We start from the raw sequence: 12,100 nt of genomic DNA on the forward strand, positions 1-12,100 counted from the left end.
ACATTTTAAACATATAAAACTCTGAAAAAAAAATAATTTAACCTTTAAAACACCTGCACCTCATCAATAAACAGCCACGCATCGCCGCCTTTGGGCGGGTGTGCCAAATTTTGGATTTCCAACTTAATGAAACGCACCTTTTGTTTTTCAAATTCAAATGCAAAATCCTGCAAAAGTGTGTATCCGTTGGAAGCATAAGGGCGATTTATTTCGCCGGCTTTCACATAATTTTTTCCGTCGGATGAAAGCAAAAGCGTAATTTTCACAGGGAAATAAATTCCGGAACCTTGATTTTCCATTGCTCCCAAAACCACTTTTTCTATTTCGGCAACTTCTTCTAAATCAATCTCAACAACAGGACTTTTTACCAACCACGCTAACCATTGTTTGTCGTGGAAATCTTTTGTGCCACGAACGATATTAGTCAAGGTTTTGTCGCCCTGTCCGGAGTAACTTTTGTGGTAAGTTGGCTGATATGAAGTTGGTTTCCCGATTGCTTTATGGAACGTTATCGTATTGCTATAAACGGACGTATGTGGCTTATTATCAAAAAAAACCGCTGCTTGAATCTGGGTGGTTTGATTGATATGTAGGGTGTCGGTGTACGAAATGGCATTGCTAAAATCGGGTTGGTTCAACACATAGCGTATATCGGCGTTCGGGGTTTCCGATTGAAGACTAATTTTTACACCATCGTTGCCATTGTCAAAGACTTTTCCTGTGGTTTGGTAAATGGATTTCGCATAATTGATATCCATCACCTCCAAACGAGCCAATGATTTTTGCAAACGCTGTGCAAAATCAGCCCAGTTTCGGTCTTTCTCAGGTTTCCAAAACACTTCCGACAAGGCGAACAAACGAGGAAATAGCATATATTCAGAATGTTTTTCATTGGGAATATATTCCGCCCAAAGGTTTGCTTGCAGGCCCAAAATATGGGAACGTTCCTCATTGTTTAATTCCTTTTCAAAAAACGCCTCATTGTAAATTCGGCTTACGGGCAAATATCCGCCAATTGCCAAAGGCTCATTATCAGGCAATCCTTGATATTGGTCGATATAGCCTTGACTGGTCAAAATTACTTGATTTCCTTTTTCGGTGGCTTTTTTCACGATGTTGTTACCACGCCAAACCATAACTACCGCATCATCAGCCAGTCCGCCGTCAATGATTTCGTCCCAACCGATGAGCTGTTTGTTTTTCGACTTCAAAAAGGTATTGATTCGTTTGATGAAATAACTCTGCAACTCGTGTGCGTTTTTGAGTTTATGGTCTTTCATTCGTTGCAAACATTTCGGGCATTTTTCCCATTCGGTGTGTGTGGCTTCATCACCGCCAATATGCACGTATTTACTTGGAAATAAATCGATTACTTCGGAAAGAACATCTTCTAAAAATGAAAACGTTTCTTCTTGACCGGCACAATAAATATCGGTAATAGGCCAAACTCCACCCGATGGCACAGCGATAGGGCGTTTATGGCACGAAAGTTCGGGATACGCCGCAATGGCACTCATCACGTGTGCAGGCATCTCAATTTCAGGGACTACCGTGATGCCGTATTTCGCTGCGTGGGCTACGATTTCTTTAATATCCTCTTGGGTAAAAAATCCGCCGTAAGTTCCTTTTTCGTTAGGGTCGTTGGTCACGCGGGCATTCCAATGTTGGTCAAATTGCCCCACACGCCACGCACCAACTTCGGTAAGTTTCGGATATTTTTTGATTTCAATTCGCCAACCCTCATTATCAAGCAGATGGAAGTGAAACGTGTTGAGTTTGAGCATCGCCATTCGGTCAATGGTTTTTAAAATATATTCTTTCGGAAAGAAATGCCGAGCCACATCAAGCATCAAGCCTCGCCAAGCATATTGCGGTTGGTCGTCAATGACCACACACGGAATAACCCATTGACAATCTGTTTTTTGAGAGCTTTCAATTTCTTTTGGAAGCAATTGCCGAAGCGTTTGCAGGGCGTACACAAATCCGTTTCGGTCGGCAGCTTTGATGGTTATTTTTTCAGAAGAAGAATGGAAGGAATAACCTTCTTTCGGAAGTGATGTATCTACCTGAAAATGAACGAAATTAGCTTTCGGACTTTGGTTTGTGATTTCCAAATCCCAACCCGAAGCCTTTTGAAATTTTTCGGTGAGCAATTTGACAACGCTTTGCAAAGTGTCGGGCGTTACAAAAACGGTTTTCGGCGTAAACTCAAAATAACCTTCTGATAATGAAAGCTTTTCGGGTTTCGGAATGATGTTAATATCGCTTTCACTAAAACGAATCTCTTTGGGCGACTGACAAGCAGCCAGCACCAACAACAAAAAAGGGATTATTCTTTTCATAAATATCGTACTTAAAAAATAGTGTCAAATCGGAATGTTTCATTAAGCCGCACGCCTACTTCGGTGCGTTTCACGGTACAAATTTCGTGATGAGCATCGTGTTCTAAAAATAGATAATACTCATTATCAGCTGCTTCCTTCAAAAATTTGTCTTTTTCATCAAGCGTAAGTAACGGACGCGTGTCATAACCCATCACATAAGGCAACGGAATATGCCCCACCGTTGGCAACAAATCGGCAACAAAAACTAAGGTTTTTCCTTGGTAACGAATATGCGGAAGCATCTGTTTTTCAGTATGTCCGTCCACAAAAAGAATGCCGAAACCCAATTCACTTTCTTCCAAAAAAGATTTGTTTTGTGAATCGATGAAATACAATTGCCCGCTTTCTTGCATCGGTAAAATATTCTCTTTCAGGAAAGAAGCCTTTTCGCGAGCGTTGGGCCGGGTTGCCCATTGCCAGTGTTTTTCATTCGTCCAGAAACGGGCGTTTTTAAAAGCGGGCTCGTAGCCGGTTCGGTCGCTATTCCACTGAATGGAACCGCCACAATGGTCAAAATGCAGGTGCGTCATAAAAACATCGGTAATGTCATCACGATGGAAACCCACTTTTTTAAGCGAATCGTCCAAATTGGCATTCCCCCCGAGTGAATAGTATCCGAAAAACTTGTCCGACTGCTTGTTTCCCATTCCTGTGTCAATCAAAATCAGTCGGTTACCGTCTTCAATGAGCATACACCGGGCGGCTAAATCAATCTGATTATTGGCATCGGCAGGATTGGTTCGTTGCCAAATCGATTTGGGAACTACGCCGAACATCGCACCGCCATCAAGTTTAAAATTCACGGTTTCAATAGGATATATTTTCATTTTTTATTCTTTTGGTTTTTAATGTTATTTTACAAAATCGCTTAAATGAAAAACCTTACAGAAGCGAGGCAATCACTTCCGGAAAATGCTTATATTCAAGCTGATGTATTTTCTGTGCCAACCCTTCGGCTGTATCATTTTGTGCAACTTCGATTTTAGCCTGAAAAATAATAGCCCCTTCATCATAATTTTCATTCACGTAATGAATGGTGATGCCGCTTTCGGGTTCTTTATTTTCGATAACTGCCTGATGCACAAAGTTTCCGTACATTCCTTTTCCGCCATATTTCGGCAAAAGTGACGGATGAATATTGATGATTTTGTTAGGAAATTTCTTGATAATCGACTCGGGAAATTTCCATAAAAAGCCGGCTAACACAATCAAATCAGGCTTTTGCGATTGTAAAATTCCCGAAACGATGTCAAAATCGTAAAACGCTTTTCGGTCAAAAACCACAAACGGGATTTGCAAACGCCTTGCCCGTTCCAAAACGCCCGCTTTTGGATTGTTTGACAGAATCAAACCCACTTCAACTTGCTTACTATCAGCAAAATACAACGATATTCGCTCAGCGTTACTTCCTGAACCTGAGGCAAAAACAATTATTTTTTTCATTCTGATTTTATATAAAATAAACAGATAATAGTCTGACTTTTAAGTATTTGACAACAAATACCCACCATCCGAACCACAAATATACAAAAAAGATATCAACAAAAGACAAAATGATATGCAATTTTAAGAAGATAATACCTATATTTGCGGGGTCATAATGCATTGATTTTTTATGCCGAGGATATATTACCGAAATCGAAAAATAAACGGAGAACCTTTTAAGAGTGAGAAGATTACGCTTGCCGTATTTGCAAAAATATTGGCAAGCACTTCGTTCATTCCGGAAGATGCTTTGCACATTTTTGAGCTTCCGCAAAAAACCTCCATACTGCCTTGGAAAAAAAATGACAAAGGTTTCAAATACGCCGTTGTTTGGAATAACGACCGACCGCATAACACGGTTGAATACGGCGATTTTTACCTACCAAAATCCATTGTGTTTTTTGACGTGAAAGACGCTTACTTTCCGTCAGAATATTTCTTTATCGCAAACATTGACAATCAGTTAGAAATAAGCCATTGTCGAGCCGGAGCCGACACATCGTGGTATCAACAACCCGAATTACGCAGAGAAATTACCGACCTCAAACTCATCAAACGCATCGAAAAGTCGGTAAACGAATTGCAAGAAGTTTTGGGCATCCTCCCAAAAAAATAAATTTTACACCCCAAAAAGACATTTTTTTCAAAAATGTTTGGTTTATATTATAAACTTATTTATATTTGTATCGTTAATTCGTATTAAGACAATATTTATCAACTTAAAAAAACTAAAAATGAACAATTTACAACCCAATGATAGCCTGAAAATCATTCAGGAAATCATTAATCAACGCAAACAGAAGTATGAGCAAAGCGGATTTTTCTTCATCTTTTGGGGCGTACTGATTATGGTGGCAGGAAGCACACAATTTTTGATGTATCAACTTGATTTTCATTTTGATAAATCAGGATTGGTATGGGCAATTTTGATGCCTTTGGGATTTATTTTCACTTTCATCGCTAAATTTCGCGAAGGCATCAAAGCCGAAAAACAAGGCAAAAGCATCGACTGGCTCGGCTGGATTTGGCTCGTGGCAGGAATGGGGGCAATGGTAGGCGGATTTACACAATCTTTCAAATGGATTATTGTACTGGTATACCTGCCCTTTGCGATGGCTTCCTTGGCAACGGCTCTGCAACTCAAAAACCGACTTTGGGTAACGACTTCACTCATTTCTTTCGTGTTGATTTACAGTACTTTGTTTGTCAATTACGGATATTACGCCATTTTATTATCGGTAATTTTGGCGGCGTTGCTGTTTTTGATTCCAGGGATTCAATTGCATTCGGATTATAAAAAAAGAAACAATGTTTAAAGATTTAGACCCACTTTTGCATTCGCAATTACGACTGGCAATTGTCTCGCTTTTGGTCTCGGAGGAAAAAGCGGATTTCGCTCGTATTAAGGAAGTTACCCAAGCCACTTCGGGCAACATCAGCGTACAGATTGGCAAACTCGAAAAGGCGGGATATATCAGCGTAACCAAGTCATTTAAAGACAATTACCCAACACCCAACTCGCCCTAACCGCCAAAGGTTTGGAGGCTTTTGAGAGTTATGTAGAGGCATTAATAAGGATATTTAAAATAATTTTAACACTTAAATACAATGAAAGCTGATAAACAAAGGAAAACAAAACCAATTTTTTTATCTTTTTACTTTATAGAACAAACTAATTTATAATTTTAAAAACAAAATACAATGAACCAGAAATTTAAAAACATCGTTTTGGCAGTGAGTTTGTCATTTTTTGGAATGAATGCACAAGCTCAAAACACGCAAACAACTGAAATTCAATCAGTAGAAAATCAATTTTCGCTCAATGGCATTCAGCAGAAAATAGAAACTGCTTTGGGTGAGGCTTTTACCACCAAAAACGGACTTCCGTTAGAAAATTTGGAAAAGCAAATCATTGATAATAAACAAAATACCGATTGGGATTTGTATTGGCAATCTTACTTGAATTTTTACCAAACCATTTTTTATCTGCAAAGTGGCAACAAAGAAAAATCCGCTGAATACAACCGCAAAAGTATTGATATTCTGCAAGATAAAAAAGACAAAAACGCCGAGGATTACGCCCTGTTAGCCAATAATTTAAGTCTGTCGTTTGCCTTTATGAAAAACCCAATGGAGGCGATGAAAATAGATGCTGAATTGCGTGAAAATCTGCAAAAAGGCTTCCGTTTACAAAAGGAAAATCCGCGGTTGCACTATGTGGAGGGCAATTACGATACGCACATGCCCAAGCAGTACGGCGGTGGCAAAAAGGCGGAAACCTCGCTACTGAAAGCCATTTCCCTCGCCGAACCGAACCAAAATTCCGACCACCTGCCCATTTGGGGTAAAAAGGAAGCCTACGAGCAACTTTTAAAATGGTATCTTTCTGAAAACCAAAAAGATAAATACAATGATTTGCTCAAAAAATTCCGTGTGGAGTTTCCTGAAAAATCAAAATAAAAAAAGGGTAATTTTATGTTACCCTTTTGTATAACTATTTTTTAATCAGTTTGTTATAAGCAACATAGGCTTGATAAAGGAAGAAAAATCCGCCCGCAGCCATCAGTGAGCTAACGCCCCAAACGCCCGCTATGTCGTACACCACGGCAAAAAGGCGATTCATCGGACGCGTTCCGCCCTCTTGTTCCCACTGCGTCAGGTCGTTATAGGTTTTAAACGCATACCATAAAATTGCTAAACCCGTTAAAACCAGCACCAAAACGCCCAATTTCGGATTTTTTTTGAGTAAGCCTCCGTACTCATTCGTTTCTTTTTCGCTCATAAAAATGAATTTAATTTTTTTTGCAAAAGTGCGAAAAAACCTAAAAAATCACAAGATTTATTCAATTTTTTAACAATTTTTACAATGAAAACACTTTTTTTAAACATTCATCTATTCTTATTCAGTTTGGCAACAGCTCAGCAGGACAGCCTCACAATCAACAAAATAGAAGAAGTTATCGTAGTGGCAAAAGACCCCATTTCCGAAAAATTTGCGGTGAAAAAGCTCCAAACGTTGGACATTTACTTCAATCCTGCCGCCAATGCCGACCCGCTCAAAGCCGTTACCACGCTCCCCGCCTCCACCAACACGGACGAGAGTGCCAATCCTTCGCTTCGTGGCGGAAGTGCCGACAGGTCAAGGGTTTACCTCAATGGGTCGCCTGTGCTGAATCCCGTGCGGTTCAGCCGAAATGACGGACTGGGGAATTTTTCGCTTTTCAACACCGAACTCATTGGAAAACAGTATGTTTACGCCAGTAATCCGCCGCTTACTTTCGGAAATTCGAGTGCAGGACTGGTGGAAATAGAAACCAACACGCAGAAAATCAGTGAGTTTACGCAAGTTTCCTTGGCTCTTTCCAATGTCGGACTGATGCGAAATCAATCGATTGGAAATGAGAGTTTTACGCAAATTTATGGCAATTATCAATTTAGCGATGCCATCATTGGGCTGAACAAAAAAAGTTTGGACAAACTGCATCATTTTTCCACCTTTGATTTGGGAGCGAACACTCACTTGAAAATCAGTAAAAACCTGTCTTTCAATTCGTTTAATTATTTTATTGACGAAAAATATTCGGTTTTCAATCATTCTTTAAATTTTTCTGGTGATGTGAATGCGTCCAAAAAACGCTTTTTTTCGGTGAATAATTTGGATTATTTTACGCAAAAAACCAAAATTCGTTGGGCTTCAATGGTGGACTTTTCCGATTCGGATTTTAGTTACGGAAATATGGATTCTAAAATGGTTAATTTTCAGATTTTCAACGGATTAAGTTTTAAAACGCGTTTTTCGCGAAATTTCACCCTGCAATACGGAGCCGATGCTTCGGTGTTTCGTTACCGATATGATGCCGTTTTTCCGCAGCTTTATTTCAGCTTAAAACCTGATAGTCCGACAGTTACCACTCAAAAAACGACTGATTTTTTCTATGTAGAGCCGTATCTGTACGCCAATTATTCGCCTGATAATCAGTGGAATTTTTCATCGGCTTTACGGAAAAATATTTTTCTTCACAAAGACAGCAAAAGTTTTGTAAGTTACCAATTTTCAGCCAATTACACACCTAATAATCAACATCGTTTGCTTTTCAGTGCAGGGAAATACCACAGTTACACCACGCCGAATTTTGTCGTTCAGAATTTTAATGTCCTGAGTAGCAACCAATTTGCTTTGGATTATTCTTTTGAAAATGAGCGATTTAACTTATCGGCAGCGGTGTATTACAAAGTGGATAAGGGCGACATCACGGCAAATCATTACGAGCAATTTGAGCAAACGCAAACCTTTGGTAATGAGCTATCTGTGGATTTTAAGCTGAATCGTCATTTTTCGGTTTCGGTGTCCAATATTTTTCTAAATCAGAAGTATCTTATTGGGAATCAAAAATATAAGTCCGCTTTAAATCTGAAATATTTTATCAAATCGCAACTGACTTACAACAATCCGAAATGGTTTACGGCTTCGTTGGTTTTTGCCACGCGTCCCGGCAATCGGTTTACGCCTGTGCAGTCGGTGGTTTTTAACTCGCAAGTCAATGATTTTCAACCGATTTTCGGCGAATGGTATTCCGCTGAAATGCCTCATTACAAGCGTTTGGACTTTTCCGCAAACCGACTTTTCTTCATCGGAAAAACCGCCGTAATTGCTTTCGTTTCCGTTAATAACTTGCTGAATTTCAGTAACTCCGCTTCGGTGTATTACAATTCGGACTATTCGCAATTGCAGTACGACCACCTCCAAAAACGGATTTTTTATTTTGGGGCGATGGTGAGGTTTTGAGGTTTTTCATATTTTTGTACAGAATTTTAACCATTGAAAACATACCGAAAATGAGATTTCTGTTAGTCATTTTAGCTTTTGCCTTTGCGGAATTTCGGCAATAAATAGTTGTTTATCAGTCTTTAATACGGACTTAAAAGCCATTTTGCTACAAATGTTTCTTTGGACGGATAAGTGTCTGGAATACAACAAATAAGATTTAAAAAAAAGAGTAAAAGAAGCTGTTCTATATTGAATGACTATTTTTTCAATTGAATGAATTTCTGATGTAGATCTAATATGGATTTTCCATTACAATCGGCAAGGAAATCATTCCGTTTATTGATTATTTACGACAATGGGGCGAAAAACAAATGGCAAAATCTTCCGAAAACACTGAAAATATTTGCCATTTAAATGGATGATTGTTATCTACTCAATGGGATTTTCGCTCCTCAGACTAATTTCATTCTGCTGCCGTAAAACGCTCAAAAAGATATGCTTGTTGTTCGGCGTCATCTGCCAAAACACACGCCAAATCGCTTACGGAAATATCGGCAGGAATACCCTCTTGGGTCATTAACACTTCATCTTTTCCCAATCGGTATTTACCTGTTCGTTCAAAACGAACGGGATTGACCGCAAACATTGCTGCCGGTGAAAAAAACGCCCAATTGACATCACGACGAGGCTTTAAATCATTCAATAAATTGCGCACCGCATCTGCCGCTTGGTAATATTCCTTAGGAAAATCGGGCGTATCTACCAATTGCAAATTTGGGGCAACATACAGGCTTCCCGCTCCGCCCACAACAAGTAGATACGGAACTTGAGCTTTCTTTGCCGCTTCCAAAATGCGTTGGTAACCTTGGGTATAATCGTGGGCGAGATTGGGATTCGTCCAACCGGCATTAAACGCGCTAATTACGGCATCGGCATTTTGCAAATGTTTGTAAAAATCCATCGCGTTTACATCTGCTGAAACAGCGGTGATGTTTGGCGTTTTCTGTACTTTTTCAGCATCTCTTGCCAATGCAATTACTTGATGTCCTCGCTGTGCCAATTCTTTCACAGTGGCACTGCCAACCAAACCTGTGGCTCCGATAACTACTATTTTCATTTTTTGTCATTTTTTAATTCGGGGCAAAGGTAAGATGTGTACCAAGCAAAAAACATTGAACTACTTCAATAAGTTGCTCATCGGGGGAATTATTTTTTTGTTGCCTTGGCTCTGATTTTACTTACAAACTCGTGTGTTACACCTAAATATCTAGCTATCTGAATATTAGAAAGCCTGTTCGCTATTTTTGGATATTTATTTAAAAAATCCCAGTAGCGTTCTTGGGCTGTTTTGCTCAGGTTGTCAATCATTCGGCGTTGTAGGGCGATGTGTGTTTTTTTGGTCATAATTCGGAAGAGACGCTCGGTAAATTGCCATTTTTTGAAGGCGTATTCCTTATTTTTATACGAAATGAATAGAATTTCACTATCCTCCAAAGCCTGAATAGACAACTGAGAAGGGCTTTGATTGTCAAAACTATCAAAATCGGTCAGCCACCAATCTGCCTCCGCAAATTGCAGAATCTGTTCATTTCCTTTACTATCAATGTGATATGTTTTAAAAAGCCCTTTAATGACAAACGCCTCGAATTTACAAATTTCTCCTTTTTCAAGTAAAAATTGTTTCTTTTTAATCGTTTTTTGCTCAAAAAGCTGACAAAAATCCGTTAGTTCACTTTCAGAAACGGAAACATATTTGGCAAAATATTGTTTTAGATGCCGATACATCATTCCACTTTTTTGGAGCAAAAATACAACATTTGGCGTTTTTGAAATAAAAACATAAAAAAGGAACGAAAAAACCTTCGCTCCTTTAAAAATAACCCGTTGATTTTTAAAACTTTATCCCCAAAACTCATCTTCAAGTTGTTGGTCGTCAGAAAAAAGCCAAACTTGGGTGATTTTTCCGTCAAGAATCTCAAACATATCTATCCCATTCATATTCAGTTGTTTTTCGTCGGATTTTTTACCTGAAAAAGAAATGGGAGCCAACACAAAATTGGCGTTTTCCATTATGTTTCCGCTGATTTCCAACCTGAAAGAGCCTTGCGTGTCTTCTATCATTTGTCCAATCATCGCCCCAATTTCGGAAATACCGTTTTTAAGTCCCGAAAATTTGTTTTTGCCCGGTTGATGCCATTTTACATCGTTTGCATAGCAGGAAAATGCGGTTTCAATATCGTCTTTTGCCAATGCCTGAAAATAATTTTTAATAATTTCTGTGTTTGTCATCGTTTTTCTTTTAAAATTCGAGGCAAAAGTATATTTTTGCTTTCTATAAGTCAAGTACCTACCAATTTGTAAGATACTTACCAAAAAGAAAGAATTATTTAGTATCAATTATTTAAAATTTAAAAGAAAATGAAAAAAATTAATTGTCCTGTGCGAAAAGCCCTTGACATCATCGGCGGAAAATGGACGCTGTATCTTATTCATCAAGTGGGAAACGATACGATTCGTTATGGCGAACTGAAACGAAAAGTGGACGGAATCAGTGAAAAAATGTTTGTTAATGAGCTGAAAATGTTAGTAGAAAACGGCATTTTGAGTAAAAAATCGTACGGCGAAATTCCGCCACGCGTGGAATATTCACTCACCGATTTCGGAAAAGAATTGTTACCACTTATCGAAAATCTTGCCCAAATCGGAATGAAAAATCTCGCCCTTAAAAATGAATTATAGTCGGTTTCTTTAAAATTTGCTCTTCCCTCCGAAAATTATTGGCATTTTTAATTGCCCAAACATTTTATTTATAACATAAACTTATTTATCTTTGCATTATCAAATAGCATCAAAACAATATTTATCAATAAAAAAAACTAAAAATGAACAATTTAAAACCCAAAGACAGCCTAAAAATCATTCAGGAAATCATCAACCAACGCAAACAAAAGTACGAGCAAAACGGATTTTTCTTCATCTTTTGGGGTGTACTCATTATGTTAGCAGGAATGATACATTTTATGATGTATCAGCTTGATTTTCATTTTGATAAATCAGGATTGGTATGGGCAATTTTGATGCCTTTGGGATTTATTTTCACTTTCATCGCTAAATTTCGCGAAGGCATCAAAGCCGAAAAACAAGGCAAAAGCATCGACTGGCTCGGCTGGATTTGGCTCGTGGCAGGGATTGGAGCGATGCTCAGCGGATTTACGCAATCTTCCAAATGGATTATTGTACTGGTATATCTGCCCTTTGCAATGGCTTCTTTGGCAACGGCACTGCAACTCAAAAACCGACTTTGGGTAACGACTTCGTTCGTTTCTTTCATATTGATTTACAGTACTTTGTTTGTTAATTACGGATATTACATCATTTTGATGACCGTAGTTTTGGCAGCATTGCTGTTTTTAATTCCAGGGATTCAGTTGCATTCGGATTATAAAAAACGAAAAATATAAAA

At 38.6% G+C, this 12,100-nt stretch carries 13 protein-coding genes and 1 pseudogene; 7 read left to right on the top strand and 7 right to left on the bottom strand.

What is annotated here, in order from left to right; genetic code table 11:
- Positions 1-44 precede the first annotated feature (44 nt).
- From Q4D72_RS04860 to purN, 3 genes are read right to left on the bottom strand one after another with little or no spacing between them, the layout of a single operon-like run.
- Positions 45-2,342: a beta-N-acetylhexosaminidase gene (locus Q4D72_RS04860; RefSeq protein WP_303076427.1), complete on the bottom strand. Its 2,298-nt coding sequence runs from the start codon at positions 2,340-2,342 to the stop codon at positions 45-47.
- A gap of 11 nt (positions 2,343-2,353) precedes the next feature.
- Positions 2,354-3,211, bottom strand: a complete 858-nt coding sequence (locus tag Q4D72_RS04865) for an MBL fold metallo-hydrolase (protein WP_303076428.1) — start codon at positions 3,209-3,211, stop codon at positions 2,354-2,356.
- Positions 3,212-3,266: 55 nt separating this feature from the next.
- Positions 3,267-3,827 carry a phosphoribosylglycinamide formyltransferase gene (gene purN / locus Q4D72_RS04870; protein ID WP_303076429.1) on the bottom strand — a complete coding sequence of 187 codons (561 nt, stop codon included), beginning with the start codon at positions 3,825-3,827 and terminating at the stop codon, positions 3,267-3,269.
- Between the two features lie 172 nt (positions 3,828-3,999).
- Between purN and Q4D72_RS04875 the strand changes: the two genes are divergently transcribed.
- The 4 genes and pseudogenes from Q4D72_RS04875 to Q4D72_RS04890 all read left to right on the top strand — a co-directional run bounded on the left by Q4D72_RS04875 (position 4,000) and on the right by Q4D72_RS04890 (position 6,329).
- Positions 4,000-4,485 carry a hypothetical protein gene (locus tag Q4D72_RS04875; RefSeq protein WP_303076430.1) on the top strand — a complete coding sequence of 162 codons (486 nt, stop codon included), beginning with the start codon at positions 4,000-4,002 and terminating at the stop codon, positions 4,483-4,485.
- A 118-nt stretch (positions 4,486-4,603) separates the two neighbouring features.
- Entirely contained in the window at positions 4,604-5,185 is a 582-nt protein-coding gene (locus Q4D72_RS04880; protein WP_303076431.1) for a hypothetical protein, read from the top strand.
- Positions 5,178-5,488 (top strand): annotated as a pseudogene (locus tag Q4D72_RS04885) (winged helix-turn-helix domain-containing protein). The gene Q4D72_RS04880 and the pseudogene Q4D72_RS04885 overlap by 8 nt, the downstream one beginning before the upstream one ends.
- A gap of 82 nt (positions 5,489-5,570) precedes the next feature.
- Positions 5,571-6,329, top strand: a complete 759-nt coding sequence (locus Q4D72_RS04890; protein WP_303076432.1) for a hypothetical protein — start codon at positions 5,571-5,573, stop codon at positions 6,327-6,329.
- 34 nt (positions 6,330-6,363) lie between these two features.
- Here the strand turns inward: Q4D72_RS04890 and Q4D72_RS04895 are convergent, their stop codons facing one another.
- Positions 6,364-6,651, bottom strand: a complete 288-nt coding sequence (locus Q4D72_RS04895) for a hypothetical protein (RefSeq protein WP_303076433.1) — start codon at positions 6,649-6,651, stop codon at positions 6,364-6,366.
- 84 nt (positions 6,652-6,735) lie between these two features.
- Between Q4D72_RS04895 and Q4D72_RS04900 the strand changes: the two genes are divergently transcribed.
- Positions 6,736-8,655, top strand: a complete 1,920-nt coding sequence (locus Q4D72_RS04900) for a TonB-dependent siderophore receptor (protein ID WP_303076434.1) — start codon at positions 6,736-6,738, stop codon at positions 8,653-8,655.
- Between the two features lie 445 nt (positions 8,656-9,100).
- Here the strand turns inward: Q4D72_RS04900 and Q4D72_RS04905 are convergent, their stop codons facing one another.
- The 3 genes from Q4D72_RS04905 to Q4D72_RS04915 all read right to left on the bottom strand — a co-directional run bounded on the left by Q4D72_RS04905 (position 9,101) and on the right by Q4D72_RS04915 (position 10,926).
- Positions 9,101-9,754 carry an NAD(P)-dependent oxidoreductase gene (locus tag Q4D72_RS04905; RefSeq protein WP_303076435.1) on the bottom strand — a complete coding sequence of 218 codons (654 nt, stop codon included), beginning with the start codon at positions 9,752-9,754 and terminating at the stop codon, positions 9,101-9,103.
- An 89-nt stretch (positions 9,755-9,843) separates the two neighbouring features.
- Positions 9,844-10,422: a Crp/Fnr family transcriptional regulator gene (locus tag Q4D72_RS04910; protein ID WP_303076505.1), complete on the bottom strand. Its 579-nt coding sequence runs from the start codon at positions 10,420-10,422 to the stop codon at positions 9,844-9,846.
- Positions 10,423-10,536: 114 nt separating this feature from the next.
- Positions 10,537-10,926, bottom strand: a complete 390-nt coding sequence (locus Q4D72_RS04915) for a nuclear transport factor 2 family protein (protein ID WP_303076436.1) — start codon at positions 10,924-10,926, stop codon at positions 10,537-10,539.
- Positions 10,927-11,055: 129 nt separating this feature from the next.
- Between Q4D72_RS04915 and Q4D72_RS04920 the strand changes: the two genes are divergently transcribed.
- Both Q4D72_RS04920 and Q4D72_RS04925 read left to right on the top strand, forming a co-directional pair.
- A complete protein-coding gene (locus Q4D72_RS04920; protein WP_303076437.1) occupies positions 11,056-11,376 on the top strand; it encodes a helix-turn-helix domain-containing protein in 321 nt (106 codons plus the stop codon).
- A gap of 143 nt (positions 11,377-11,519) precedes the next feature.
- Positions 11,520-12,098: a hypothetical protein gene (locus tag Q4D72_RS04925; RefSeq protein WP_303076438.1), complete on the top strand. Its 579-nt coding sequence runs from the start codon at positions 11,520-11,522 to the stop codon at positions 12,096-12,098.
- Positions 12,099-12,100 lie beyond the last annotated feature (2 nt).

It is taken from the genome of Capnocytophaga sp., assembly GCF_030532915.1.
Lineage (GTDB): Bacteria > Bacteroidota > Bacteroidia > Flavobacteriales > Flavobacteriaceae > Capnocytophaga.

Excerpts from the sequence above, each read along its gene's own strand:
- Q4D72_RS04860 (WP_303076427.1), bottom strand. The coding sequence starts at position 2,342 with ATGAAAAGAATAATCCCTTTTTTGTTGTTGGTGCTGGCTGCTTGTCAG.
- Q4D72_RS04865 (WP_303076428.1), bottom strand. The coding sequence starts at position 3,211 with ATGAAAATATATCCTATTGAAACCGTGAATTTTAAACTTGATGGCGGT.
- purN (WP_303076429.1), bottom strand. The coding sequence starts at position 3,827 with ATGAAAAAAATAATTGTTTTTGCCTCAGGTTCAGGAAGTAACGCTGAG.
- Q4D72_RS04875 (WP_303076430.1), top strand. The coding sequence starts at position 4,000 with ATGCCGAGGATATATTACCGAAATCGAAAAATAAACGGAGAACCTTTT.
- Q4D72_RS04880 (WP_303076431.1), top strand. The coding sequence starts at position 4,604 with ATGAACAATTTACAACCCAATGATAGCCTGAAAATCATTCAGGAAATC.
- Q4D72_RS04890 (WP_303076432.1), top strand. The coding sequence starts at position 5,571 with ATGAACCAGAAATTTAAAAACATCGTTTTGGCAGTGAGTTTGTCATTT.
- Q4D72_RS04895 (WP_303076433.1), bottom strand. The coding sequence starts at position 6,651 with ATGAGCGAAAAAGAAACGAATGAGTACGGAGGCTTACTCAAAAAAAAT.
- Q4D72_RS04900 (WP_303076434.1), top strand. The coding sequence starts at position 6,736 with ATGAAAACACTTTTTTTAAACATTCATCTATTCTTATTCAGTTTGGCA.
- Q4D72_RS04905 (WP_303076435.1), bottom strand. The coding sequence starts at position 9,754 with ATGAAAATAGTAGTTATCGGAGCCACAGGTTTGGTTGGCAGTGCCACT.
- Q4D72_RS04910 (WP_303076505.1), bottom strand. The coding sequence starts at position 10,422 with ATGTATCGGCATCTAAAACAATATTTTGCCAAATATGTTTCCGTTTCT.
- Q4D72_RS04915 (WP_303076436.1), bottom strand. The coding sequence starts at position 10,926 with ATGACAAACACAGAAATTATTAAAAATTATTTTCAGGCATTGGCAAAA.
- Q4D72_RS04920 (WP_303076437.1), top strand. The coding sequence starts at position 11,056 with ATGAAAAAAATTAATTGTCCTGTGCGAAAAGCCCTTGACATCATCGGC.
- Q4D72_RS04925 (WP_303076438.1), top strand. The coding sequence starts at position 11,520 with ATGAACAATTTAAAACCCAAAGACAGCCTAAAAATCATTCAGGAAATC.